General features: G+C 63.2%; 24 protein-coding genes and 1 tRNA gene. 8 read left to right on the top strand and 17 right to left on the bottom strand.

Annotation, left to right across the window (positions count from 1 at the left end):
* Positions 1 to 20: 20 nt before the first annotated feature.
* From plsY to PAF12_RS03235, 4 genes are read right to left on the bottom strand one after another with little or no spacing between them, the layout of a single operon-like run.
* A complete protein-coding gene (gene plsY, locus PAF12_RS03250; RefSeq protein ID WP_271108578.1) occupies positions 21 to 605 on the bottom strand; it encodes a glycerol-3-phosphate 1-O-acyltransferase PlsY in 585 nt (194 codons plus the stop codon).
* Positions 602 to 1,864 carry a dihydroorotase gene (pyrC, locus tag PAF12_RS03245; protein ID WP_271108577.1) on the bottom strand — a complete coding sequence of 421 codons (1,263 nt, stop codon included), beginning with the start codon at positions 1,862 to 1,864 and terminating at the stop codon, positions 602 to 604. Before pyrC ends, plsY begins: the two co-directional genes overlap by 4 nt.
* On the bottom strand, positions 1,861 to 2,412 hold the full coding sequence (locus PAF12_RS03240; protein WP_271108576.1) for an aspartate carbamoyltransferase catalytic subunit: 552 nt from the start codon (positions 2,410 to 2,412) through the stop codon (positions 1,861 to 1,863). Before PAF12_RS03240 ends, pyrC begins: the two co-directional genes overlap by 4 nt.
* Positions 2,405 to 3,370: an aspartate carbamoyltransferase catalytic subunit gene (locus tag PAF12_RS03235; protein ID WP_271108575.1), complete on the bottom strand. Its 966-nt coding sequence runs from the start codon at positions 3,368 to 3,370 to the stop codon at positions 2,405 to 2,407. The genes PAF12_RS03240 and PAF12_RS03235 overlap by 8 nt, the downstream gene beginning before the upstream one ends.
* Before the next feature lie 103 nt (positions 3,371 to 3,473).
* Here PAF12_RS03235 and PAF12_RS03230 point away from each other — a divergent pair, with 103 nt between their 5' ends.
* Positions 3,474 to 4,295 carry a uracil-DNA glycosylase family protein gene (locus tag PAF12_RS03230; RefSeq protein ID WP_271108574.1) on the top strand — a complete coding sequence of 274 codons (822 nt, stop codon included), beginning with the start codon at positions 3,474 to 3,476 and terminating at the stop codon, positions 4,293 to 4,295.
* Here the strand turns inward: PAF12_RS03230 and PAF12_RS03225 are convergent.
* The 8 genes from PAF12_RS03225 to PAF12_RS03190 all read right to left on the bottom strand — a co-directional run bounded on the left by PAF12_RS03225 (position 4,292) and on the right by PAF12_RS03190 (position 9,915).
* Positions 4,292 to 4,765 (bottom strand): hypothetical protein, encoded by a 474-nt coding sequence (locus tag PAF12_RS03225; protein ID WP_271108573.1) that lies wholly within the window; start codon positions 4,763 to 4,765, stop codon positions 4,292 to 4,294. The genes PAF12_RS03230 and PAF12_RS03225 overlap by 4 nt on opposite strands.
* A gap of 7 nt (positions 4,766 to 4,772) precedes the next feature.
* Positions 4,773 to 6,143 carry a glutamate--cysteine ligase gene (locus tag PAF12_RS03220; RefSeq protein WP_271108572.1) on the bottom strand — a complete coding sequence of 457 codons (1,371 nt, stop codon included), beginning with the start codon at positions 6,141 to 6,143 and terminating at the stop codon, positions 4,773 to 4,775.
* A 52-nt stretch (positions 6,144 to 6,195) separates the two neighbouring features.
* A complete protein-coding gene (locus PAF12_RS03215; protein WP_271108571.1) occupies positions 6,196 to 6,708 on the bottom strand; it encodes a hypothetical protein in 513 nt (170 codons plus the stop codon).
* Positions 6,699 to 7,136 carry a molybdenum cofactor biosynthesis protein MoaE gene (locus tag PAF12_RS03210; protein ID WP_271108570.1) on the bottom strand — a complete coding sequence of 146 codons (438 nt, stop codon included), beginning with the start codon at positions 7,134 to 7,136 and terminating at the stop codon, positions 6,699 to 6,701. The genes PAF12_RS03215 and PAF12_RS03210 overlap by 10 nt, the downstream gene beginning before the upstream one ends.
* Entirely contained in the window at positions 7,136 to 7,381 is a 246-nt protein-coding gene (moaD, locus tag PAF12_RS03205) for a molybdopterin converting factor subunit 1 (RefSeq protein ID WP_271109638.1), read from the bottom strand. Before moaD ends, PAF12_RS03210 begins: the two co-directional genes overlap by 1 nt.
* A gap of 2 nt (positions 7,382 to 7,383) precedes the next feature.
* The gene (gene pgsA, locus PAF12_RS03200) at positions 7,384 to 8,007 is read right to left on the bottom strand and encodes a CDP-diacylglycerol--glycerol-3-phosphate 3-phosphatidyltransferase (RefSeq protein ID WP_271108569.1); all 624 of its coding nucleotides are present in this window, start codon (positions 8,005 to 8,007) and stop codon (positions 7,384 to 7,386) included.
* 133 nt (positions 8,008 to 8,140) lie between these two features.
* Positions 8,141 to 8,719 carry a murein L,D-transpeptidase family protein gene (locus PAF12_RS03195; RefSeq protein WP_271108568.1) on the bottom strand — a complete coding sequence of 193 codons (579 nt, stop codon included), beginning with the start codon at positions 8,717 to 8,719 and terminating at the stop codon, positions 8,141 to 8,143.
* Positions 8,720 to 8,733: 14 nt separating this feature from the next.
* Positions 8,734 to 9,915 (bottom strand): MalY/PatB family protein, encoded by a 1,182-nt coding sequence (locus tag PAF12_RS03190; RefSeq protein ID WP_271108567.1) that lies wholly within the window; start codon positions 9,913 to 9,915, stop codon positions 8,734 to 8,736.
* Positions 9,916 to 9,986: 71 nt separating this feature from the next.
* Here PAF12_RS03190 and def (PAF12_RS03185) point away from each other — a divergent pair, with 71 nt between their 5' ends.
* From def (PAF12_RS03185) to PAF12_RS03170, 4 genes are all read left to right on the top strand, one after another.
* Positions 9,987 to 10,514 (top strand): peptide deformylase, encoded by a 528-nt coding sequence (def, locus tag PAF12_RS03185; RefSeq protein ID WP_271108566.1) that lies wholly within the window; start codon positions 9,987 to 9,989, stop codon positions 10,512 to 10,514.
* A gap of 39 nt (positions 10,515 to 10,553) precedes the next feature.
* Complete coding sequence (gene def, locus PAF12_RS03180; protein WP_271108565.1) at positions 10,554 to 11,057, top strand: peptide deformylase; 504 nt, start codon at positions 10,554 to 10,556, stop codon at positions 11,055 to 11,057.
* 63 nt (positions 11,058 to 11,120) lie between these two features.
* Complete coding sequence (gene fmt, locus PAF12_RS03175; protein WP_271108564.1) at positions 11,121 to 12,014, top strand: methionyl-tRNA formyltransferase; 894 nt, start codon at positions 11,121 to 11,123, stop codon at positions 12,012 to 12,014.
* 53 nt (positions 12,015 to 12,067) lie between these two features.
* A tRNA-Gly gene (locus PAF12_RS03170) sits at positions 12,068 to 12,141 on the top strand.
* 429 nt (positions 12,142 to 12,570) lie between these two features.
* On the opposite strand, the gene PAF12_RS03165 is transcribed toward PAF12_RS03170, so the two are convergent.
* A complete protein-coding gene (locus PAF12_RS03165; RefSeq protein ID WP_271108563.1) occupies positions 12,571 to 13,311 on the bottom strand; it encodes a hypothetical protein in 741 nt (246 codons plus the stop codon).
* 119 nt (positions 13,312 to 13,430) lie between these two features.
* Here PAF12_RS03165 and PAF12_RS03160 point away from each other — a divergent pair.
* A protein-coding gene (locus PAF12_RS03160) for an IS5 family transposase (RefSeq protein WP_173485039.1) occupies positions 13,431 to 14,218 on the top strand; the annotation gives its coding sequence in 2 pieces (ribosomal slippage) (positions 13,431 to 13,770 and positions 13,770 to 14,218; 789 coding nt in all).
* Here PAF12_RS03160 and PAF12_RS03155 read toward each other — a convergent pair.
* Positions 14,210 to 15,703: a calcium-binding protein gene (locus tag PAF12_RS03155; RefSeq protein WP_271108562.1), complete on the bottom strand. Its 1,494-nt coding sequence runs from the start codon at positions 15,701 to 15,703 to the stop codon at positions 14,210 to 14,212. The two genes, PAF12_RS03160 and PAF12_RS03155, sit on opposite strands and share 9 nt — an antisense overlap.
* Before the next feature lie 940 nt (positions 15,704 to 16,643).
* Here PAF12_RS03155 and PAF12_RS03150 point away from each other — a divergent pair.
* Positions 16,644 to 16,943 carry a hypothetical protein gene (locus PAF12_RS03150; RefSeq protein WP_271108561.1) on the top strand — a complete coding sequence of 100 codons (300 nt, stop codon included), beginning with the start codon at positions 16,644 to 16,646 and terminating at the stop codon, positions 16,941 to 16,943.
* 1 nt (position 16,944) lies between these two features.
* Positions 16,945 to 17,619: an NAD-dependent deacylase gene (locus PAF12_RS03145; protein ID WP_271108560.1), complete on the top strand. Its 675-nt coding sequence runs from the start codon at positions 16,945 to 16,947 to the stop codon at positions 17,617 to 17,619.
* Between the two features lie 7 nt (positions 17,620 to 17,626).
* Here PAF12_RS03145 and cysE read toward each other — a convergent pair whose 3' ends face one another.
* The 3 genes from cysE to PAF12_RS03130 form a co-directional block, all read right to left on the bottom strand.
* Positions 17,627 to 18,472 carry a serine O-acetyltransferase gene (gene cysE / locus PAF12_RS03140; protein ID WP_271108559.1) on the bottom strand — a complete coding sequence of 282 codons (846 nt, stop codon included), beginning with the start codon at positions 18,470 to 18,472 and terminating at the stop codon, positions 17,627 to 17,629.
* 84 nt (positions 18,473 to 18,556) lie between these two features.
* Positions 18,557 to 19,270: a DUF2793 domain-containing protein gene (locus PAF12_RS03135; protein WP_271108558.1), complete on the bottom strand. Its 714-nt coding sequence runs from the start codon at positions 19,268 to 19,270 to the stop codon at positions 18,557 to 18,559.
* Positions 19,270 to 23,136 carry a glycoside hydrolase TIM-barrel-like domain-containing protein gene (locus PAF12_RS03130; RefSeq protein ID WP_271108557.1) on the bottom strand — a complete coding sequence of 1,289 codons (3,867 nt, stop codon included), beginning with the start codon at positions 23,134 to 23,136 and terminating at the stop codon, positions 19,270 to 19,272. The genes PAF12_RS03135 and PAF12_RS03130 overlap by 1 nt, the downstream gene beginning before the upstream one ends.
* Positions 23,137 to 23,145 lie beyond the last annotated feature (9 nt).

Below are 23,145 nucleotides of genomic sequence, written 5' to 3'. Positions count from 1 at the left end.
TCAGGCCGGGTTCCGGCGCGTCAGGACTTTCCGCCGATCTTCGGCTCGTCTCCGCTGACAAGACGCGCGATATTCGCCTTGTGCCGCCAGAAAATCAGCGCCGCCATGAACAATGCGGCAGCCGCAATGCCGGGACGCCCCATCAGCAGCGCCAGCACCGGCGACAGCCCCGCCGCGACAAGCGCGGAGAGCGAGCTGATGCGGAAAATCGCGGCCATCACCGCCCATGTCGCACAGGCGGCCAAGCCGACCGGCCAGTAAAGCGCCAGCAGCGTGCCAAGGAAGGTTGCCACCCCCTTGCCGCCCCTGAAGCCCAGCCAGACCGGGAAACAATGCCCGAGGAACGCCGCGGCACCGGCGGCAATCGCGGCACCCTCCCCGCCCAGCCAGCGGGCCAGCAGAACCGCAATCGCGCCCTTGCCGCTGTCCAGCAACAGCGTCGCAAGTGCCGCGCCCTTATGCCCGGTGCGCAGCACATTCGTCGCCCCGATATTGCCCGAACCGATCTGGCGCAGATCGCCCAGACCAAGGGCCCGCGTGATGACGATGCCGAACGGCACCGAGCCCAGCAGATACCCCAGAACCGCCCAGATGATCGCGCTCATCCGAAAACCCTCTCGCCGCCGATCCATGTCCCGATGACACGGCCCTGCATCCGCGCCTCGTCATAAGGCGTGTTCTTGGATTTCGACTCCAGCTTGAAGCGGTCCATGATGAACGGCGCATCCGGATCGAACAGCACCAGATCGGCAGGCGCGCCCCTGGCGATCCGCCCCGTCTCCAGCCCAAGACGTTTGGACGGGTTCAGCGACATGGCGCGGAACAGCAGTGGCAGATCCAGCCCGCCCTGATGATAAAGCCGCATCGCCGCAGGCAGCAGCGTCTGCAACCCGACCGCCCCCGGCGCGGCCTCGGCAAAGGGCAGGCGCTTGGATTCCTCGTCCTGCGGGGTGTGGAAGGAGGCGATGACGTCGATCTCCCCGTCCGCGACGGCCTGCACCATCGCCAGCCGGTCATCCTCCGACCGCAGGGGCGGGGTGAAGCGGAAGAAGGTGCGGTAATCACCCACATCAAACTCGTTCAGCGTCAGATGGTGGATGGAGATCCCCGCCGTCACATCCAGCCCCGCAGCCCGCGCCCGGCCAAGCGCAGGAAGCGCGCCCGCCGTGGTGATCTGATCGGCGTGATAACGTGCCCCGGTCATCTCCACCAAGGCCAGATCGCGCTGAAGCCCGATCACCTCCGCCATGGGCGAGACGTCCGGGATCCCGTAAAGCGAGGCGAATTTCCCCTTCGTCGCCGCCGCCCCCTTCGACAGCGCCGGCTCCTGCGGATGGCCGACGATCAGCGCACCAAGCCCCCGCGCATAGGTCAGGCAGCGGGTCATCAGCCGCGTGTCGGACACCACCCGCACCCCGTCGGTAAAGGCGACCGCGCCTGCGTCATGCAGAAATGTCATCTCGACCATCTCCGCCCCGGCGCGCCCCTTGGTCAGCGCCGCCATGTGGCGAACCCGGACCGGCGCGTCCGCCGCCCGCTTGATGACGAAATCGAGGCTTTCGGGGCTGTCGACTGGCGGCAGCGTATCGGGCCGCACGATCATCGTGGTCACCCCGCCCGCAGCCGCCGCGCGACCGGCGCTGGCATAGGATTCCTTGTGCCGCTCCCCCGGTTCGCCGATCTTCACGCCCCAATCGACGATGCCGGGGGCCAGACATTTGCCCTTGCAGTCGATCACCTTTGCCCCCTCGGGCGCGGCGGCATCGCGGGCCGTGATCACACCATCCGCGACCGTCAGACTGCCCGGCGCATCGCTGCCGGTTTCCGGGTCGATCAGACGCGCGCCCTCGAAATGCAGCATCATGGGTTCCAGTCCTCCTGTTCGGGCAGTTCGCCGCGTTGAATGCCGCGGATCAGCGCCAGCACTTTCTCGGCCTCGGGGATGAAGGTGAACGCAGCGTCGTCGCTGCCACCGAAGCGGATCGAGGGCGGATCGCCGGCCACCAGTTCAATCGGCGTGGTGCTGTCGATGGGATAGCTGACCAGCCGCCGCCCCCTGACCGGAATATCGGTCGCGACAATCGCCCGCCGGTCGGTCAGCGTGTACCAGCTGCGCGAGCGGATATAGGCGGGCATGATCGCCGGTTTGAGAAGCTGGCGAATGCCGATGAACAGAAAGAACAGGCCGAACAGCGAAAACGCAATGCTCGCCTGCGCAGCCTGATACATCCAGAACAGCGAGAAGCAGACGAAGAACAGCCCCGGAAACGCCTTCGACAGATCGCCCGGCTCGAACCTCACGCGGCGATCCGGCTGGCCCTGCCACAGGATCCGCTCGCCATCGTCCAGAATGCCCTGCCAGCCGCCATAGCTCTCGGCCTTCCCGGCACGGGGGTGCTGCGCATCAGCCATTGCCGTTCTCTGCCGCGCGCGCGCCGCGCTCCGCCCGCAGATTGCGCGCCAGCAGATCCATCGCCGCCATGCGCACCGCCACGCCCATCTCCACCTGATCCTGAATGACCGAGCGGTTGATGTCGTCGGCGATGGTCCCGTCGATCTCCACCCCGCGATTCATCGGGCCGGGATGCATGACGATGGCGTCGGGCTTGGCATAGGACAGCTTTTCCGCATCCAGCCCCCAACGATGGTAATATTCCCGCTCCGACGGGATGAAACCGCCATCCATCCGCTCCCGCTGAAGGCGCAGCATCATGACGACATCGGCGTCGCGCAGCCCCTCGCGCATATCCTCATAGACCTCGACACCCAGATCGGCGGCCCCGGCGGGCATCAGCGTCGCAGGCCCGACCAGCCGGACGCGGTTTTCCATCTTACCGAGCAGGATCAGGTTGGAGCGCGCCACGCGGCTATGCGCAATATCCCCGCAAATCGCCACTGTCAGCCGCTGCAACCGCCCCCGGCTGCGGCGGATGGTCAGCGCGTCCAGCAGCGCCTGCGTCGGATGCTCGTGCCGACCGTCACCGGCATTGATGACCGCGCAATTGACCTTTTCGGCCAGCAGATTGACCGCGCCAGACTGCCCGTGCCGCACCACCAGCAGATCGGGATGCATCGCGTTCAGCGTCAGCGCCGTGTCGATCAGCGTCTCGCCCTTCTTCACGCTGGACTGGGCGACGGCCATATTCATCACATCCGCGCCAAGCCGCTTGCCCGCCAGCTCGAAACTGGACTGCGTTCGGGTGGAATTCTCGAAGAACATATTGATCTGCGTCATCCCCTCCAGCGCATCGCCATGCTTGATGGTACGCCGGTTCAGATCGACATAGGTCTCGGCAAGATCCAGAACTGTGGTGATTTCCTGCGGCGACAGGGGCTCGATCCCCAGCAGGTGGCGGGCACGGAACGACATTTCTAACCCCCATTCGGTCTTGCGCCCTTCTATCGCAAACCGGGGCCGTCCGGGCAAGGGCCGGGCTTGCCGGTTTCGCCCGCGAGCCATAGTTTCAGCGATAATGGAATCGGATGTGACATGGCGCGGCGTCGGAATCGACGGCTGGACGGCCCTTGCCCTGCTCGAATGGCAGGGCGAGATGGGCGTGGATGAGGCGATACTGGATGCGCCCATTGACCGCACCGACCTGCCCGCCCCGAAACCCTCAGCGCCCCCTGCAACCGTCACGGCAAAGGCTCCGCCACAAGCCGCCAAACCCGCAAGCGCGCTCGACCTGCGAGGCGAAGCCGTGGCGGCGGCGCGTTCGCTGGCGGAGGCGGCGCAATCCCTCGACGATCTGGCAGAGGCGCAGCAGGGTTTCGACGGGCTCGACCTGAAACGCGGGGCGCGGAATTTCGTCTTCTCCGACGGCAACCCGGCGGCGCGCGTCATGATCATCGGCGAAGCCCCGGGGGAGGAGGAGGACGCGCGCGGCAAACCCTTCGTCGGCCGTGCCGGGCAATTGCTGGACCAGATGCTTGCCGCCATCGGCATGGGCCGCGATCTGCCGGATGCGACACGCGCGGTCTATATCGGCAATGTGCTGAAATGGCGGCCACCGGGGAACCGCAAGCCGACCCCGGACGAGATTGCCCTGTCGCTGCCATTCCTGCAACGACAGGTGGAACTTGCCGATCCGGAGATCATCGTTCTGATGGGCAACACCCCTTGCGCGGCGGCGCTGAACCGGGAAGGCATTCTGCGCCTGCGTGGCAACTGGACAGAGGCGTTTGGCCGCCCCGCCCTGCCGATGACCCACCCGGCCTATCTGCTGCGCAATCCGATTGCCAAGCGGGAGGCATGGGCGGACCTGCTGTCGCTGGCCGACCGGCTGAAGCTCTAGACCGCCGGACCCAGACGGCGCTGACTGGCCTGCGATGACGCCGCATCTGCAACTTGCGTGACCGACGGGGCTGTCACCGGCGCAGGCGCGGCGGCAGGCTGCGGCGCCATATATTGCGGCATCACCGGATCGGGCTGCAGCTTCACCGGCTGGACCTGCGGCGCGGCCCCCTGCTCCGCCCGGCTCACACCCTGAAGGCGGCGCACACTGCCCGCGCCCTGACGCGCCAGCCGGTCGAGCGCATCGGCGTGGCGGCGCGTGTTGTGATAAATGCCGATCAAAACGATCAGAACCGCCATCCCGGCCCCGATCCCCAGCAGCCCCGGCGCGGCCATGTTCAGCATCGCCCGCCAGCCCTGCCCCTGCATCGCCCAGAGCCGCATGCCAAGCAGCACCAGCCCGGCAAAAGCGCCAAGCCAGAGGATGATTTCGAGGATCTGAATCAGGCGGTATCGGATATTCACGGTCATGCCGCGATCAATACGAATACTCGTCATAGATGCGAGTCAAATCTCCGTGCCATTCGCCGTGATACTTCTCCAGCAACTCATCCGCCGGAACCCGCCCGCTCTCGACGCTTTCCTGTAGCGCGTTGAGGAAATGCGTTTCATCCGGCACCAGACCGCCGGCACCGGGACGGGCGCGGTTCTTCAGTCCGGTTTCGGCAATCGCCACCGCCTCGCGCGCCAGATCGTGCAGCTTCACGCCGCCCGCCTCGCCCTGCAAAGCGTCGCGGGCGGCGGCCACCCGCAGCCCCTCCCGCGTCTCGGCGTCAAAACCCTTGACCAGATCCCATGCCGCATCCAGCGCGGTCTGGTCGTAAAGCAGCCCGACCCACAGCGCCGGCAGCGCACAAAGCCTGCGCCACGGCCCGCCATCGGCACCGCGCATCTCGATGAATTTCTTGACCCGCGCCTCGGGGAACACGGTCGTCAGATGGTCGGCCCAGTCCGACAGCGTCGGCACCTCTCCGGGCAGGGCGGGCAGCTTGCCCTCCATGAAATCGCGGAAACTCTGGCCGAGCGCGTCGATATATTTGCCGTCGCGATAGACGAAATACATCGGCACATCGAGCACATAGTCCACCCATGCGTCATAGCCGAACCCGTCCTCAAAGACGAAAGGCAGCATGCCCGTCCGCGCGGCGTCGAGATTCTGCCAGATATGGCTGCGCCACGACTTCATCCCGTTGGGTTTGCCGTCGAGGAAAGGCGAGTTGGCAAACAGCGCCGTCGCCACCGGCTGCAACGCCAGCGAGACGCGCAGCTTCCGGACCATATCCGCCTCGGACCCGAAATCGAGATTCACCTGAACCGTGCAGGTCCGGTACATCATCTGCGTGCCAAGCGTGCCGACCTTCTGCATATAGGGCGTCATCAGCGCATAACGGCCCTTGGGCATCATCGGCATCTGTTCCTGCGACCAGATCGGCGCGGCCCCCAGCCCGATAAAGCCCGCACCGATGTCGTCGGCCACCGATTTCACCTCGGCCAGATGCTGATTCACCTCGTCACAGGTCTGGTGAATGGTTTCAAGCGCCGCGCCCGAAAGCTCCAACTGCCCGCCCGGTTCAAGGCTGACATTGGCCCCGTCCCGCTCCAGCCCGATGATATTATCGCCCTCAAGCACCGGCTCCCAGCCGAAACGCGCGCGCAGACCATTCAGCATCGACTGGATGGAACAATCGCCCGCGTAAGGCAGCGGCAGGCGCTGCGCCTTGCAATAGCCGAATTTCTCATGCTCGGTGCCGATGCGCCACGCATTGCGCGGCTTCTCGCCCGCTGCGATATATTCGGCCAGTTGCTCGCGCCGTTCGATCGGGCCGCCGCCCTGCTGGGGAATGGACATCTCGGCCCCTTATGTTGCTTTGAATCACAGGTGGCGCGGCTGGCCGGGCAAGTCAACCCGGCTTCGCTGCCGCCCAGACGATCCTGAGCGAGGGCCCGTCCTTCTGCATCAGCGCGGCAGAGACCCGGCCCATATCCAACCCCGGCAGCGCCGCGAAGGCATTGGCCAGCCCCTCTGCCCCTTTCGCCTCCACCGGGATCAGCAGCGCCTGACCGTCCCGCGTCTTCAACCGCCAGTGGTCATGCCCGTTCAGCCGCAGCAGACGGATTTCGGTCAGATCGCGCAGCGCAATCGCCCCACCGAGACCACGCGCCGCGAAATAGCTGATCTGCCCCTCGATCACCTCCACCACGCCGGGTGCCGCAACGTCATGGCGAAACGCCAGCCTGCGCCAGCTTCCGACCGCAAGTGCCGCACAGACCGCCGCGATCAGCACCCCGAGGCCAAGGAAGAACCAACCGCCCCAAGTCGCCACCCAGATGCCGAACAGAACCCCGGCGAGGGATGCCAGAAATTCCCGCCGCGACCCGATCCACGCGGAAAGCTCCGGCCGGATCAGTCCCATCTCGTCAGCGCATCCTCATCCGCCGCCTTCGCCGCGACCCAGTCGCCCGGACCGGCAGGGCCGATTTCGCGCTTCCAGAACGGCGCACGGGATTTCAGGTAATCCATCAGATATTCCGCCGCCGCAAACGCCTCCGCCCGGTGACGTGCGGCGGTTGCAACCGCCATGATCGGCTCACCCACGGACAGCCTGCCGTGACGGTGAACCACGGCCAGATCAATCAGGTGCCAGCGGTCCCGCGCCTTCTCGGCAATGGCCCGCACGGCTTTTTCGGTCATGCCCGGATAATGCTCCAGCTCAAGCGCCGTCATCTGCCCGGTATCGTCGCGCACGATGCCGGAAAACGTCACCACAGCCCCGGCACCGGCGCCGAAACCGTCCAGCAAATTTGCCAGATCGAACGGCGCGGACTGAATGGCGATGCGCATCAGCCGCCGGTCATGGGCGGGAAAAACGCAACCTCGCGCACCCCGGCCAGCGTCGCGTCAAGATCGGCCAGTTCCTGATCCACAGCCACCCGCACCGCCGACAGATCCGACAGCGCGGCGGCGTGTCGTTCATCCTTCGCGGCCAGCTCCGCCACGAGATCGCGCACCGTCGCGGCCGAGGTCTCGACCCGCTCCTTCGGCTCCCCGATCCGCTCGCGCAGCCACGCGAAATACAGCACGTCCAGCGTCATTTCGGCCCCCTCAGATATGGCATCGCCTTGCGGAAATAATCCCAGCCCGTCCATGCGGTCAGCGCAGCGGCGATCCAGATCAGCAGCAGCCCAAAGATCGTGACCAGATGCGACCAGCTGGCCCCGCCGGGCATTTCCCCCTCACCGACCAGCGGCGCGCGGCCATGTTCGACATAGGCCAGCCCGGTGCCCAGAAACAGCACCGCAATCGCCACCATCTGCGTCGTGGTTTTCCATTTCGCAACCTTTGTCACCGCCAGCGTCGTCGCCTTGTCACCCAGCGATTCGCGCAGGCCGGAGACGAAGACCTCACGGAACAGGATCACCGTCGCGGGCAGGATCAGCCACGGGTTCATGCCGGAATATCCCGTGATCACAACCAGCGCGATGACCACCATCGCCTTGTCGGCAATCGGGTCCATCGCCGCGCCGAACCGGCTCTGCTGGTTCCACGCCCGCGCCAGATAGCCGTCGAACCAGTCCGTGACCGCCGCCAGCATAAACAACGTCAATGCCGCCCAATCCGCCCAGGGCCGGGCGAAATACAAGAACATCAACGGCACGCCCGGCGCCGCAAAGAGCCGCAGGATTGTCAGAATATTCGGAACGGTCCATGTCATGACAGCAAACTAATCCCTCCGATGCCGGTCGGAAAGAGGTTAAAAACCGTGACCATGCGCCACGCCGCCGCGTCCTTTATTCGTGGCCGCGACAATGCACGATGCAGCGCCAACCCATGTGCCGCCAGACAGGTCAGGGCCTGATTTCGACCACCGTGCCAAGCGGCGTGAACGGAAACATCTCGTCAATCTGCTGATTGCCGATGGCGATGCAGCCCGCCGTCCAGTCGCCCTGCACCCGGTATCCGTGCCCAAGCCGATTGGGCTGACCATGAATATAAATATCGCCGCCGGGATCGTATCCGCCTTCCGCAGCACGCGCGATATCCTCGGGCCTTGGATAATTCAGCCGCAACGACCTGTGGAAACGGCTGCCCTCATTGCGCCGGTCGATAACGAACAACCCCTCGGGCGTCCTGCCGTCATCCTCCATCACCTTGTCGCCCTCCGGCTCGAAACCAAGCGCGACCCGGTAGCGGCGAACAAGAGCGCCATCCTGATATACGCTCAACTGCCGCAACGATTTGTGAATGACGATCCGGTCTATATAGCCATTCAGCGGCTGTCCAATCGTCGGCACCACCATATCGTCCGGCCGCTCGACCGGCCGCGGGATCGGCGAGGGCTCAAAGCCCCGCCACTCCAGACGACCGCCCGCCATCACCCATCCTCCCAAAACCACCACGATTGCAAGGAATAGATAAAGCGGCAATCGCCATGCGAGTTTCATTGCAGATCAGCAAAGGCGGATCGCAAGCGGGTCACCGCCTCCTCCACATTGCAACGCGGCGTTGCGAGGTTGAAGCGCATGTAGCTTTCCCCGCCCAGCCCGAAGGTCTCTCCGGCATTCGCGGCAATTCTGGCGTCACTGGCAATTCTTTTCTTCACCTCGGCAGGCTCCATTCCGGTACCGGCAAAATCGACCCACGACAGATAGGTCGCCTCCAGCGGCATCGAGGCAAGGCCGGGGATCGAATTGATACCATCATCGAATAGCTTCCGATTATTGTCCAGATATGCCACGAGAGCATCAACCCAGCGCGCGCCTTCGGGCGAATAGGCCGCTGCGACCATATCCGTGCCGAACATCCCCGTTGAAAGCCCCAGCCCCGCAAGCTGTGCCTTATATGCAGCCCGAAGTTTGGGATCGGAAATGATTGCATTTCCGATATGCGCACCGGCGATATTGAAGGTCTTGGTCGCGGCCGTCAGCGTGATCAGCCGGTCGGCAATATCGGGCGCGGCCTTCGCCATGACGCTATGCTTATGGCCCGGCATGACAAGATCGTGATGAATCTCGTCGCTGACCAGAATCAGGTCATGCGCCTGACAGAACGCCGCAACCTCCTGCAACTCCGCCTCCGTCCAGACGCGACCGCCCGGATTATGCGGGCTGCACAGGATCAGGATTTTCTCGCGCCCGGTCAGCAGCGTCTCCCACGCCGCCCAGTCCATGACATAGCGGCCATCCTGCGTGGCCAGCGGGAACTCCGCCACCTCGCGCCCCTGCCCCCGGATGACGCGGGCGAAAGCGTGATAAACCGGCGTCATCAGAATGACCCTGTCGCCCGGTTCCGAAAACGCCGAAACCGCCAGCGCCGTGCCGTTGACCAGCCCCAATGCGGTCAGGATCCAGTCCTGCTCGATCCGCCAGCCGTGACGTTCTTCCATCCACCACTGAATGCCCGGCAAATAGCCGGGATGACCCGCCGGATAGCCATAAACCCCATGCGCGGCCAGCTTCTCAACCGCAGCCTGCACCGTCTCCGGCGGACGGAAATCCATGTCCGCCACCCACATCGCCAGCCCGTCATCGGACGAGACGCCATAAGTCGCCTCCATATCGTCCCATTTGTTGCAATTGGTGCCGCGACGCTCAATGATCTCGTCAAAATCGTATTTCTGCATGACTGCCTCCTGTTGAGCGCATGATTAAGCGGGATATTGCGCCGCGCCAAGCCTTGTCCTAGATCACCCCCATGACACTTCGCCCCATCCTCATTCACCCCGATCCGCGCCTGAAAAAGCAATGCGAGCCCGTGGCCCGCATCACCCCGGACGTGGAAACCCTGGCCGCCGACATGCTGGCGACCATGTATGACGCACCGGGCATCGGTCTCGCCGCCCCGCAGGTCGGCGTGCTGAGCCGCATCTTCGTGATGGACGCTCAGCGCGACCCGGAGGCAGAGCCGCGCCCGATGGTGCTGATCAACCCGGAGGTGACCTGGGAATCGGAGGAGCCGAATGTCTATGACGAAGGCTGCCTGTCGATCCCCGACCAATATGCCGAAGTCACCCGGCCCGCGCAGGTCAAAATGAGCTGGCTCGGTCTGGACGGAAAGCAGCATGAGGAAGACTTCGACGGTCTCTGGGCCACCTGCGCCCAGCATGAGCTGGATCACCTGAACGGTGTCCTGTTCATCGACCATATCAGCGCCATGCGCCGCCAGATGATCACCCGCAAAATGGTCAAGCTGAAACGCGAACGGGCGCGGGAAAAAGCCTGACATGCGGATCGCAACGACACCACAGGCGGGCAACGCAAGATGACGGCCCGACCCTTCCTGCCCTATACCGACAGGCGGCTGCACATCCCGGCCGACCCTGTGGAGGCGGTGGGCGAATCCATCCGCATGATCTGGGACGACATGGTCGACACGATGGAGGCGATGCCGGGCGTCGGCCTCGCCGCGCCGCAGATCGGGATCATGCTGCGGCTGGCCGTCGTCGACGCCTCCGACAAGCGCGGACAGGCTGTGCGCATGGCCAACCCCGAGATCCTGCACGCATCGGTAAAAATGCGCGACCATGATGAGGCGAGCCCGAACCTGCCCGGCGTCTTCGCCCGAATCTCGCGCCCCCGCGCCGTCACCGTTCGGTTTCTGAACGAGGAAAACGAGACCGAGGACCGCGATTTCGTCGGCCTCTGGGCGACCTCGGTTCAGCACCAGATCGACCATCTGAACGGCAAGCTTTATGTCGACCACCTGTCGCCGCTGCGCCGCAAGATGCTGGTGGCGAAATCGGCCAAGCTCGGCAAACGAAGATAACCCGATCGCTGCGGCATTGGCTGCCGCATGATGGATATTTGAGCCAGGATGAAGGAGCGCGCGATGAAAGTGATTTTCATGGGAACGCCGGAGTTTTCTGTCGCCCCGCTGCGCAAGCTCGCCGCCGCGCATGACATCGTCGCCGTCTACACCCAGCCCCCGCGCGAGGCGGGCCGGGGCCAGAAACCGCGCCCCTCCGCCGTGCATCGCGCAGCGGAAGAACTCGGGCTGGAAATCCGCCACCCCGCCACATTGCGGAACACCGATGCACAGGCCGATTTCGCTGCGCTCGATGCCGATGTGGCCGTCGTCGTCGCCTATGGGCTGATCCTGCCCCAGCCGGTTCTGGATGCGCCCCGGCTGGGATGCGTGAACATCCACGCCTCGCTTCTGCCGCGCTGGCGGGGGGCCGCGCCGATCCATCGCGCGATCCTGGAAGGCGACAGCGAAACCGGCATCGCGATCATGCAGATGGAAGCCGGTCTCGACACCGGCCCGGTTCTGGCCGAAGCCCGCACCGACATCGGCCCGGAGGAAACGACCGCCGATCTGCATAACCGCCTGTCACAGATGGGCGCCGATCTGGTCGCCGATACCCTGCCCCGCCTGCCGATGCAGGCCAAGGCTCAGCCCGAGGACGGCGTCACCTACGCCGCCAAGATCGACAAGGCCGAAGCCAGAATCGACTGGACCCGCCCAGCCGACGCGGTCGACCGCAAGATCCGCGGCCTCTCCCCCTTCCCCGGCGCATGGTGCGAGATCGCGGGCGAGCGGGTGAAGCTGCTGCGGTCCCGTCTGGTCGAGGGCGAAGGCGCACCGGGCGAGGTGCTGGCCGGTTTCCGCATCGCCTGCGGCACCGGCGCCGTCGAGGTGCTGGAAGCCCAGCGAGCAGGCAAACGCCCGATGAAAAGCGACGAAATCCTGCGCGGCCTGACCCTGCCCGCCAGCCTGACCTGAACCACGATCAGACCCTTGCACGCCCCGCCCGCCATGCTTAAAAGGGTCGGGACGCGGGTGTAGCTCAATGGTAGAGCAGCAGCCTTCCAAGCTGAATACGTGGGTTCGATTCCCATCACCCGCTCCACTGTGCTTTTTGCACATCCATATATTTCAATGATTTCTGCGACTTGCGTTCCTTTTCGGAGCGTATTCGCGTTCCTACGCCGTCGCCGTGGCATTTAACCGAAGCTCAACTCGCAGATCAGACAGCCTTTAGCGTCGCCGCGGCATTCCCAAACATATTTCCACCTGACGTCAGAAATACCCCCCGCGCCAGTTCAGCGCAGCAATGCTCCCGTTCCCCGCAACCCCGGCAAAACGATCCTGACCCACTCTCCGGTCAAGCATTGGCGGCCATATTAACACCAGACGCCGCCGACCAACAGGCCAGCGGCGTCCTTTGTGATCCGGGTTCCGACTTCACCTTCGGCCTGAAACAGCCTCAATGGCTCCAAAAACCGGCATTCCTTAAATGACCAATTCGGTCCGGTGCCCGCTGACGGCAGGCACCAACTTAGTACAGGAAGGTAAACCCATCCAGCACCAGTTCCGGCGCAGACAATCCTTCAAAATCGGTCAGACCATCCGTGGAAATTTCGAGTGTATCGATCGGACCAAGTATATCCGTACCAGCGACAGAATTGGCGTCGAAGACGACCGGCTCGTCCATCGCATCTGGGTCCGGAAGTTCAACCGTGCCCTCGTAAATCACCCGACCATCGCGCATACCACGGATCGTCGCAGTTGCCGTCCCGTCGCTTGCAGGAGAGAAGAGTGTGGCCATCTCCACCGATTTGAACCAGAACAGATCGCCGCCATTCGAGAGCGTGAATTCCGCGCCGGCATCAATCCCAATTGCGCCCTCCTGATCCGTTTCAGGATTTTCGTCGCCCAATAAATCCAGAAGGTCTTTACCTTCGCCCGAATATGCGAGGAATTTATCCAGCGTTTCAGGATAAGAAAGCAGCTGCCGAACATTAGGATACGCGTCAAGAAATTCAAGCGCTTCGGGTGCTTCCGGATCGCCAAGCAGGGCATTCGATATGGCCGTAGCGATATTCTTGCCGATCGCCGCAAGCGCTGAGAACTGCGCCATAGAGTTTTGTGTCACCACACCGGTAGGAACACCGTAGAGATGATCGGAATCCACCGACATTTCGAAATTCTCTGAGCCTGCCTGAGATTCGAAAACCTCCGACGGCTCTTCGGTAAGCTCATACCAGAACTCTGATGGCAGGGTGGGGCCGCTGTTCACGAGCCTATCTTCAAGTTCTTGAAACCATTCAAGAGGATCGTCCTGACTGCCTCCACTAGGTCGTGTTGACAAAAGGGATTCACATCAGGCTTTGAGCATGATTCAAGCTGGCATCTGCGATGGAGACCAGCTTGGCACGAGACCTTATGTCGGACGAGGAATGGACGTTCTTTGAGCGCTTCATCCTCGCCGTCCGCGCCCCGAACGGGCGTAAACCCACCAACCACCGCCTCGTTCTTGATGGGATTTTCTGGATTGCCCGAACCGGGGCGCCTTGGCGCGATCTTCCCGGGGAGTTCGGCAAGTGGTCGAGCGTCTATCGGCAATTCCGGCGCTGGACGTTGGCCGGGCTCTGGGAGGACATCATGGAGGCACTGAACCAGAGCGGAGCTGTGCCAAGCGCCCTGCAGATGATCGACAGCACCGTAATCCGCGCCCACCATCAGGCAGCGGGCGCTAAAGGGGGACTCCACGACAGGGTTTCGGCCGTTCTCGAGGTGGCTTTACGACCAAGATCCACCTCCTCGTCAATGCACACGGGCTTCCCATGAGGACAGAGATCACGCCAGGCCAGACGTCGGACTATCTCGGCTTCGATCTGGTGATGGCGGATAATCTGCCCCGCCCGAGCGTGCTGCTCGCGGATCGCGGCTACGATGCAGACAAGATCAGAGACGGCATGGAAGCGCGCAACGTCCTGCCCGTGATCCCGATGCGAAAGTCCCGCAAGAAGCGGATTGGTGTCGATCGCTCGCTGTATCGCCTGCGTAATCTGGTCGAACGCTGCTTCAACAAGCTCAAGAACGCCAGGCGTGTCGCGACCCGCTACGACAAGACGGCGGAAAGCTTCCTCGGCTTCATTGACATCACGTCGATCCGTCTCTGGATCCGCCATTTGTCAACATGACCTAACAAGCCCGTTTGCAAATTCAATCAGAGTATTCTGATAGTCTACCAGATTGGAGGTCAACTCTGCGACATGATTTTGGACGGTGACTTCGACATCGGCAAACTCCATATACCTCTCATTCTCGGGCAGAACCGGATTGGACGTGTTGCCCAGGCTCTCAAGCGATTGCCAGCCAGAGGTGATATTGACCCATTGTTCTCCGTTCAGCGCGATATTGTCGGCGTTGAACGCGGCGAAATCCTGGTTGGATTCGAAATAGACGGTGATGAACTCGTCATTCGCGCCGGACTTGTCGTCGTCTTTTTCCAGACCCAGCTTCTCGGTGTCGATGACAACATAACCACCGGCAGCGGCATAGCCCGGGACGTTATAGATAAATTTGATCGCCCCCTCGTCGACAGCGTCCTGGAACTCGCCGCCATAATTTGCCGTGCTGAGGTCGATCAGGTCTTCGCGGCTCTCCCAGTCGCGATTGCCGCCCTCGGACCATTCACCAGCGTCGAAGCCGATGATCGTGTCGTTGCCGTGGCCCTTGATGAAACCGAGCGTATCGGTCTCATTGTCATCGCCCGGACGCAGCGTATCGTTGCCGGTGCCACCCCAGATGGTGTCGGCGCCAGCGCGGCCGTGGATCCAGTCATCGCCGTCGCCGCCGTAGATTTCGTCATCGCCGTTGTGGTTGTCATCATTCGACACCCACTGGAGACCATCCAGATAATCAACCAGCAGATGCGGGGCTTCGGTGTTGCCCGGCGCAACATTCTTATCGTCGATGTTGTAAAGCTTGCCCTTGCGCGGCGTCTCGTCGCCATCGATGACATCGTTGCCGGCACCACCGAAGAGCAGGTCGTCTTCATCGCCGCCCAGAACGACATCCTTGCCCTGGTAACCATAAATCGTGTCATTGTCGCGGTTGCCGACCAGCAGGTCGCTGCCATAACCGCCGCCGATAAGGTCGTCGCCCCAGCCGCCGAAGATCATGTCCCGGCCGCTATTGCCCCACATCGTGTCATTGCCCGATTCTTCCTGCCGGAAAGAGTTCAGGTAGTTGTCATCTATGCCGACATGGTCGAGCAGGCCCAGCCAGCTCGCCAGTGGCCCCTGAGTGCCGGTATTGCCGGTATATTGGCTGATCTTCTCGGCATAGGGATCGAAGCTGCGCACGCCGCTTTCACCGAACATCAGGTCGTTGCCAGTGCCGCCGCCCATATAGTCGCTGCCCGCGCCGCCATCCATCAGATCGCCGCCGCCGCCGCCATAAGCGGTATCATTGCCGTCGCCGCCCGACACGATGTCGAGATCGCTGTCATTCTCGCCCGCGAAGATCTGGTCGTCGCCGGTATTGCCGATCAGGAAGTCAGCCCCGTCGTGACCGACAATGGTGTCGTTCCCACCCAGACCGTCGATCCAGTCAGCCGAATACTGGCCGCCCTCAAGGCGCTCCCCAAGATGACTGCTGGTGGTGATTACGTTGAATGCCATGGTTACCTATTCCACTTGGCGCCTTTTTTCGGGGATCGAGGCGCATGTTAAAAACGGACGTATTCACAGCGTTAACATGTATTAAAACCCAGAAAACCTGTACAAAAATATAGGGTTATAATGATAAGCTAGAGCAAATCATGCATATCGAAGATTGAAGGCTTGGGCAGAGGCAGCCACAAATTCAAAACCGAAAAATGCAGCAGGTCGTGTCAGTCTGTTATCAAGTTTTGCAGGGACCGAGGACATCTTCGTTACGAAGACCTTAGTTCTATCTATGTTAAAATATTAAAAATGAGCGCCCCGATGCCGTAAACACCGATGCGGATTCCTCACATCTCTATTTTCCGTTGTTTCTTAATATTTTCTCAGCCACCCGCGCCAACCATCGGCAGATAACCTACTGCACCAGCTCTCGTCATATTAATATCTTGCTATAACAACTATGGCCGCGCCAGCCTGCTGCCTCGCACCACCGAACAACCACATCCCCCCGGAAGCACGGACATAACAGTCGCGACAGCCCGACCAGACATACCGAATGCCGCGGGGATCGGCGCCACCCACAGCGACCACACCTGGATCATGCGAATAACTTCTGGCTTTCCTGCGACAAAATGTCAGCGGTATTTACCGCGATGCGACAGCTCCTCTCCCCCACCAAAAGGCTGGACATCACGGCCGTTCCCGCGCCTTTTCACGCGGATCGGATAGCAGATTGATTCGCGTCGACCAGGGCCGCATCAACCACAGGTTCAAAACTTGCGCTTGACCGCGACTACCAAATATAGTGCCAGTTAACCAATCCGACGCCAGTGATCGACACAGGCATTTGTTGAGATGTTAACCGCTTTTTAGTAGCTTATTAAGTAAGGTTGTTGCAGTTTCACAACCCGTCAAAAGCCGAAAAGGCAGATCAGGCAGACCCGAGGAGACATTGATGAACCGCATCCTAATCGCCGCCGCGGCGATCGTCATGACCGCGCCGCTGGCCGTTGCAGGCCCGATCGACAGCGCCTGCGTCCGGTCCGACCGTGGCGCCCGCCAACCAGCCCTGTGCGGCTGCGTCCAGCAGGTGGCCGACCAGACCTTGTCACGCGCCGATCAGCGCCGCGCCGCGCGCTTCTTCCGCGACCCGCAAGAAGCACAAGTTGTCCGCATGTCAAAACGCGACGCAGACAACGCCTTCTGGGCCCGCTACAAGCGTTTCGCCGGCACGGCCGAGGCATACTGCCGCTGACATGCGCATCGTCGTCCTGACCGGCGCAGGAATATCCGCCGAAAGCGGCTTGCGCACATTTCGCGCCGGGGACGGCCTGTGGGAAGAGCACCGGCTGGAGGATGTCGCAACACCCGAAGCCTATGCAAGCGATCCGTCGCTCGTCCATCGCTTCTACAACGCCCGCCGTTCGGCTACCTCGCAGGCACAACCAAACGCTGCACATCACGCCCTCGCGGCACTCCAACAGCAGCACGATCTGACACTGGTCACACAGAATGTCGACGATCTACACGAGCGGGCAGGATCGACGCAACTTATCCACATGCACGGCGAATTGGCGCAGGCCCTCTGCGCCTCATGCGGTCATCGCTGGTCCAGCCCGGCAGAGATGGACGTCACCACCACCTGCCCCTCCTGCCGGAAAGCGACCGCCCGACCCGACATCGTCTGGTTCGGGGAAATGCCATATCACATGGAAAACATCTGGAAAGCCCTAGAAAACGCAGAGATTTTCGCTGCCATCGGCACATCTGGCCAGGTCTATCCCGCCGCCGGTTTCGTCCAGCACGCCAGACGCAACGGCGCGCATTGCATCGAACTCAACATCGATCCAACCGCCGTCAGCCGCGACTTCCATGAACACATCATCGGCCCGGCAACGGAGACCGTGCCGGAATGGGTAAAAGAACTATAGCTTTACTTTATTCTGCAGCCTCGTCCATTCCGGTCACCTTGATCAGGTGATCCATTGCGAAGGCCGGGTCCGTGCAGCCCGCATCACCAACGATCTGCGCAGGCACGCCGGCCACCGTTTTGCAGGGCGGCACCTCGTCCAGCACCACCGACCCGGCGGCAATCCGGCTGCACCGGCCGACGGTGATGTTGCCCAGCACCTTCGCGCCCGCACCGATCAGGACACCGTTCCCGATCTTGGGATGCCGGTCGCCATCGGCCTTGCCGGTCCCGCCAAGCGTCACCGAATGCAGCATCGAGACATTGTCCCCGACCACGGCGGTTTCCCCGATCACGATGGAATGCGCGTGATCCATCATGATGCCGCTGCCAACCCGCGCCGCCGGATGGATATCTACACCAAACGCTTCAGAGCAGCGCATTTGCACAAAATACGCCATGTCCCGGCGCCCCTCGCTCCACAGCCAATGGCCGACGCGATAGCATTGCAGCGCCTGAAAACCCTTGAAAAACAGCAGCGGTTGAATGAGTCTATGCGTCGCCGGGTCGCGCTCATACACGGCACGCAGATCCGCCTCCGCCGCCGCAACCAGCTCCGGATGAGAGGCATAAGCGACATCCGCAATCTCGCGCAGAAGTTGCTGACTCATCTCACCCGAGGCCAGCTTCAACGCGAAGCGATAGGCCAATGCAGAGGCAAGGTTGTCATGATGCAACAACCCGCCATGAACAAGCGCCCCCAAAAGCGGTTCGGTCGCAATCGCATCACGCGCCTCGTCACAGATCTGCGCCCAAAGCGCCTTCCCTGACAGCGGCGTGGCAATGACATTTTCAGCGTTCGCGAGGCTGTTCATGGCCGTCTCCTTTTGTGCGGAACCTAACCCAAAGCACTGGCACAGAAAACCCGCGATTGGCCGGGTGGCAACAGCGCGCGAAACTCAGCGCGGCACCGTCAGTTCCAGCCAATGCGCAGCAATCCTGACCTTGCCACTGATGAAGCTGCCGCCTGTCGCGCTCAGGATGACAGGCGCGGGCTCCCAATAAGTAAAAGGTTGCGACAGCATCCCCCGCGCCCAGCTTTGCGCCTGCACGCCAAGACCGGAACCAAACCGATCTGCCGCGCCCGCCGTTCCCATCCGCCAGCTCGCCATCGAACCGCGAATTTCCTCGGCAACCCGCGCCGTCGCGCCAATCACCAAAGAGGCCGCAGGAATCGTCAGATCCGTCACAATCTCCGTCCCTGGCGACAGCGAAACCTCTGCCTCCGCCGTGCGGGCACACAGCGCAGACCCGAAACCGCCAAGGCTCAGCGCACCCGGCACCCAGGCGTCACCGTCATAAATTGCCTGCATCCCCTGATCGGCAACAAAGGCGCGCATCCCGGCCTGCGGCGCGGCGAAAATCCAGCCATTATTGCTGGCGATCGCGATCTGCCCATCCTGCCCGGCCCAATCGCCACCCGCCCCGGCGGGGACCGCGAAACAGGCACCATCAATGGCCGAACCCGGCGGATTTTTGCGCGACAAGCTGACCAGAACAAGGTTAACCAGCCCGTCGAGTCGCGCGAGCGACTCGTTCACCGTCACATGTTTCTGCGACTGCGCCTGTTGCACCAGCGGCAGGGAAAGGCGGGTCGTCATATGCTCTGTCATCAGAAACTCCTCGTGGTAAACGGGCCCGGCCCGTAATCGTCGGAAAGCTGGGCAACGGCGATTTGTAATCCGCCATTGCCCGCCTCATTCACAAATTCATCGGGCAGATCGAACGCCGGGCGCGTGACCTCGAACTCGCGGGTTACAACCGCTGTGGTTGCGCGAACCAGATAAGCCTCCCGAGCCTCTGCCAAGGGCACCTCCCGCAAATCCCATCGGTCGCCGGATTTCCGCGTCCGCCGGATCCAACTCAACCGCCGACCGATCAACCTCAGATGGCACGGCGACAAGGGTCGCATGCCCGCCCCACGCGTCACCGTCTCCCGCAGCCGGTAGCTGGCATCGTCCACTGCCCGCGTCGCCGGCCCGATGCGCCAAAATCGCCGCTGACCCAGCGAAGCGGGATCGAAGTCGAGTTGCCTCAACGCCCCATTCAACAAGACAACAACTGATCCTTCCGGCCAGAGATCCGGCATCAGCGCATCGGTTCCGAACTGCCCGCGCAGCCGGTCCCGCAACAGCCAGCTTCCATCCGTCTGCGGCACGGCACAGGCGAATTGCAGCACCTCCCAGCGTTCGGGAGAGCCGTCCCCGATGGCCAGAAAATTGCCGCCCTGAAGCAGCGCGTCATGCGTCAGACCGCCCAGCCGCCCCGACGCGAAACGCACCCTCAGACCGTGCCCCCGATCCAGCAGCCCAGCCCGCGCCCACCGCAGCGGTGTCAGGCTGCGGCCAATCATGGCAGGCTGTGTCAGCATCTGGTTCAGCGCAAAATCGCCCTCCGCCATGTCGGACCCGTAAACCACCACCGAGCCGGGCCAGGGCCGCGCCGCGACCGCGAGATGCGGCGCATGCGGCAGCTCCGTCCCTCGCATAAGTGGAAGGTCTAGAACCACTGGCCAAACCGGCAAGGGCGGGCGGTAGCGCGGCACGGCGATCCCGTCATCCTGCATATCCGCCGGCACATACACCCCCGGCTCGCAACGCACCGCATCGACGATGACCGCCCCGGCGCGCTCCACCCGCTCAATCCGCCAACGGCAGGGTTTGGCATCACCGACAGGCGCGACGGCAACCACATCGCCCGGTCCCAGACCGGCCCGGGACGGCGGCAATGAAAATCTCAGGCGATCCCGGTTAACCCCGGATTCCGCCAACCATCGCTGGACGATCCCGCGCGCCTCCGCCGCCGTCAGCAGCAGCGGCAACTCGCTCTCCGACATCGCGGCAGAGACGTCACCCGGCAAAGACGCCTCCGCCGTCGCCGCCGCATAACCGTCACCAACGGCGATATAGTTCAGCCGCACGCGCCCCGCCGTCTCGGCCTCCGCCGCGCGCACGGCCTCTTCCGCGCCGTCCTCCAGCAACGCGAGTTCCGCCGCCGCCAAATCAGCCGTCACCCGCGCATCGCGCATAAGGAACCGCAAGACACCGTCTCGTTCCACCGCATCGAACCCATAGGCCAGCATCAACGGTTGCAACGCCGCGCGCGGCGTATCCCCGGCGGCGGCGACATAGCCGCGCACCACCCCCGAAAGCCCGCTGATATCCACCCCGCGCACCCCGGCAGCCTCACAAATATCGGCGACGACCGCCGCCAGCGGCACCGCGCCTGCGCGCCCGTTCAGCCAGTGCCCACGCACCCAGGCCGGCCCGTCCGACCACAGATCGCCGCGCCCCGGAAACGCCGGATAGGGCCGCGCGTCCCAGCACCAGACATGCGTCCGCGACAGATCCACCATCGGCCCGCCATAGCTGCCGTCAGGGTTGTTCGCCGGATCCCCCCAATACCGCGTCACGGCCCTGATATAGGCCGCCTGAACCGCATCATCGCGCCGCCCGGTCGAGTAATGGGGCAAACGCGACTCCGAACTCTGCGCGTCCAGAAATTTGTTAGGCTGGTTCGTCGCCTTGTCCAGCGCCGCACAGCCCATCTCGGTGAACCAGATCGGCTTGGAACGCGGCACCCATGCGGTCGGCTGAACCATTTTTTCGCCGCCGATCCGCTCGTGATGCCGCCGCCCCCACCAGTTCAGCAAATCCTTATAGCGCCAGACCCAGGGCTCACCATAAGCGCCATCTGTAATCTCGGTGCGAATCTGGGCGTCACGATGGGCCGGATCGGCGTAATACCAATCATACCCCTCGCCGCCCGCGACATTCCCCTCCAGATAGCCGGGCGCGTCGATCCGGGCCCAATGCGCGTCCAGATGCGCCTCACCCTCGCGCCAGTCGGACAGCGGCATGTAGTTGTCGATGCCGATGAAATCGATATTCCTGTCCGCCCAGAGCGGATCGAGATGGTAATACAGCTCCCCGCCACCCGGATGATGGCCGAAATATTCCGACCAGTCGGCAGCATAGCTAATCTTTATATCCGGCCCCAGAATGCCGCGCACATCCGCCGCCAGACGGCGCAGCTCCTCCACGGCCGGGAAATGATCCCCCGGCCCGCGAAGCTGGGTCAGACCCCGCATTTCGGAGCCGATCAGGAACGCGTCGACACCACCCGCGAGCGCACAAAGATGGGCGTAATGCAGGATGAACCGCCGATAGGACCACTCCGCCGGGCCGGAATAGGTGATCCGCCCGTCCGAGACCGCGAAATCATCGGCCGAGGCGGCACCAAAGAACCGCCGCACCGCCGCGCTGTTCGCCGCCGTGCCATCCGGGCTGCCCTCGCGCCCCGGTGCAATCTCCGCCGTGATGCGCCCACGCCACGGCAGGACCGGCTGATCCGCCGCCCCGCTCCACGGATCGGGCAGGCCATTCCCGGTCAGTTGCTCCATCAGGATAAACGGATAGAACACCGCACGGCGACCAGATTTCGCAATCGCGGTTAACGCCTCGATCACCGCGTCATCGGCGGGCGTGCCACCATAGATCGAACGCCCCTCCTGCCGCGCGATCTCCTCCGCCTGATCGCGCCCGATCCCGCCCGCGCGCCACGCCATTTCGGCACCGTCGCGCGCCTTGTCCTCCACCTTCGGACGCAGGCGGCAATGGCCCACGCGCAGATCGTCCCCGAACCACGACACCACCAGCGAGACGGAGCCGACATTCGGCAATTCCCGCCCCAGAATATCCATCGAGGCGGCAAAATCCGTCGCAGCAAGCGGCGTGGCGCTGTTCGCCGCCACCACCTCCCCAAGGCCCAGATCATAGCTGACCGGCGTCGTCGCCAGCGCATATTCGCCGGTGCCGGGGATCATCGCCACCGCCCGCACCTGTTCCGACAGGCCACCGCCGGACCGCGCCGGAAATGTCACCTCGAACGATAATTGCGGCAGGCGGTTGCCCCAGGGGCCAAGATCCAGATCCTCCAGCACCACATAGGCCGTGCCGCGATAGGCCGGGGCACCCGCGCCCTCATGCGCGGCAATGCAACAATCCGGCAGTTGATCCGCCGCGCCAGTGTGAACGCTCATGTTCAGATCGGCGGGCGTGATCTCGCGGCCATCGGCCCAGACCCGCCCGACACCGGCAATCTCGCCCTGACACAGCGCCAGCGCCACGCTCAGCCGATAGCTCACATGGCGGGTCTGCGGGCCGGAGCCTTTGCCGCCGCCGCCCGTCTCGCGCGCGATCTCGGTCAGGGGCGAGGCCCAGATGACATGGCCCGGCACCCGCATCTGCCCCCAGATGCGCGGGATCGGCGCGCCCTCGCCCGCGCTTTGCAGACGCAGCCGGTCGATGCGCCCGGTCTCCACCAGATTCGAGCCCGCACCCAGCAAACGCTGGTCGATCACCCGGCCCAGAGTCGCCCCCGCCGCGCGCCCGATGACAGCGCCGCTCAGCCCCAGAACCGTGCCGCCAAAGCCGGAGCCGATCGCGGCCCCGGCGGCGGAGAGTAATATCGTTGCCATGAAAATCTC

The organism is Paracoccus sp. SCSIO 75233, assembly GCF_027912675.1.
Taxonomy (GTDB): Bacteria; Pseudomonadota; Alphaproteobacteria; order Rhodobacterales; family Rhodobacteraceae; genus Paracoccus.
This window is presented reverse-complemented; position numbering and strand designations above follow the sequence as displayed.

Coding starts and splice junctions, on each gene's coding strand:
- PAF12_RS03155 (WP_271108562.1), bottom strand. CDS start 15,703: ATGGCATTCAACGTAATCACCACCAGCAGTCATCTTGGGGAGCGCCTT.
- fmt (WP_271108564.1), top strand. CDS start 11,121: ATGAAAGTGATTTTCATGGGAACGCCGGAGTTTTCTGTCGCCCCGCTG.
- def (WP_271108566.1), top strand. CDS start 9,987: ATGACACTTCGCCCCATCCTCATTCACCCCGATCCGCGCCTGAAAAAG.
- PAF12_RS03145 (WP_271108560.1), top strand. CDS start 16,945: ATGCGCATCGTCGTCCTGACCGGCGCAGGAATATCCGCCGAAAGCGGC.
- plsY (WP_271108578.1), bottom strand. CDS start 605: ATGAGCGCGATCATCTGGGCGGTTCTGGGGTATCTGCTGGGCTCGGTG.
- PAF12_RS03150 (WP_271108561.1), top strand. CDS start 16,644: ATGAACCGCATCCTAATCGCCGCCGCGGCGATCGTCATGACCGCGCCG.
- PAF12_RS03210 (WP_271108570.1), bottom strand. CDS start 7,136: ATGCGCATCGCCATTCAGTCCGCGCCGTTCGATCTGGCAAATTTGCTG.
- def (WP_271108565.1), top strand. CDS start 10,554: ATGACGGCCCGACCCTTCCTGCCCTATACCGACAGGCGGCTGCACATC.
- cysE (WP_271108559.1), bottom strand. CDS start 18,472: ATGAACAGCCTCGCGAACGCTGAAAATGTCATTGCCACGCCGCTGTCA.
- PAF12_RS03190 (WP_271108567.1), bottom strand. CDS start 9,915: ATGCAGAAATACGATTTTGACGAGATCATTGAGCGTCGCGGCACCAAT.
- PAF12_RS03225 (WP_271108573.1), bottom strand. CDS start 4,765: ATGACCGTGAATATCCGATACCGCCTGATTCAGATCCTCGAAATCATC.
- pgsA (WP_271108569.1), bottom strand. CDS start 8,007: ATGACATGGACCGTTCCGAATATTCTGACAATCCTGCGGCTCTTTGCG.
- PAF12_RS03130 (WP_271108557.1), bottom strand. CDS start 23,136: ATGGCAACGATATTACTCTCCGCCGCCGGGGCCGCGATCGGCTCCGGC.
- pyrC (WP_271108577.1), bottom strand. CDS start 1,864: ATGATGCTGCATTTCGAGGGCGCGCGTCTGATCGACCCGGAAACCGGC.
- PAF12_RS03235 (WP_271108575.1), bottom strand. CDS start 3,370: ATGTCGTTCCGTGCCCGCCACCTGCTGGGGATCGAGCCCCTGTCGCCG.
- PAF12_RS03135 (WP_271108558.1), bottom strand. CDS start 19,270: ATGACAGAGCATATGACGACCCGCCTTTCCCTGCCGCTGGTGCAACAG.
- PAF12_RS03240 (WP_271108576.1), bottom strand. CDS start 2,412: ATGGCTGATGCGCAGCACCCCCGTGCCGGGAAGGCCGAGAGCTATGGC.
- PAF12_RS03220 (WP_271108572.1), bottom strand. CDS start 6,143: ATGTCCATTCCCCAGCAGGGCGGCGGCCCGATCGAACGGCGCGAGCAA.
- PAF12_RS03215 (WP_271108571.1), bottom strand. CDS start 6,708: ATGGGACTGATCCGGCCGGAGCTTTCCGCGTGGATCGGGTCGCGGCGG.
- PAF12_RS03230 (WP_271108574.1), top strand. CDS start 3,474: ATGGAATCGGATGTGACATGGCGCGGCGTCGGAATCGACGGCTGGACG.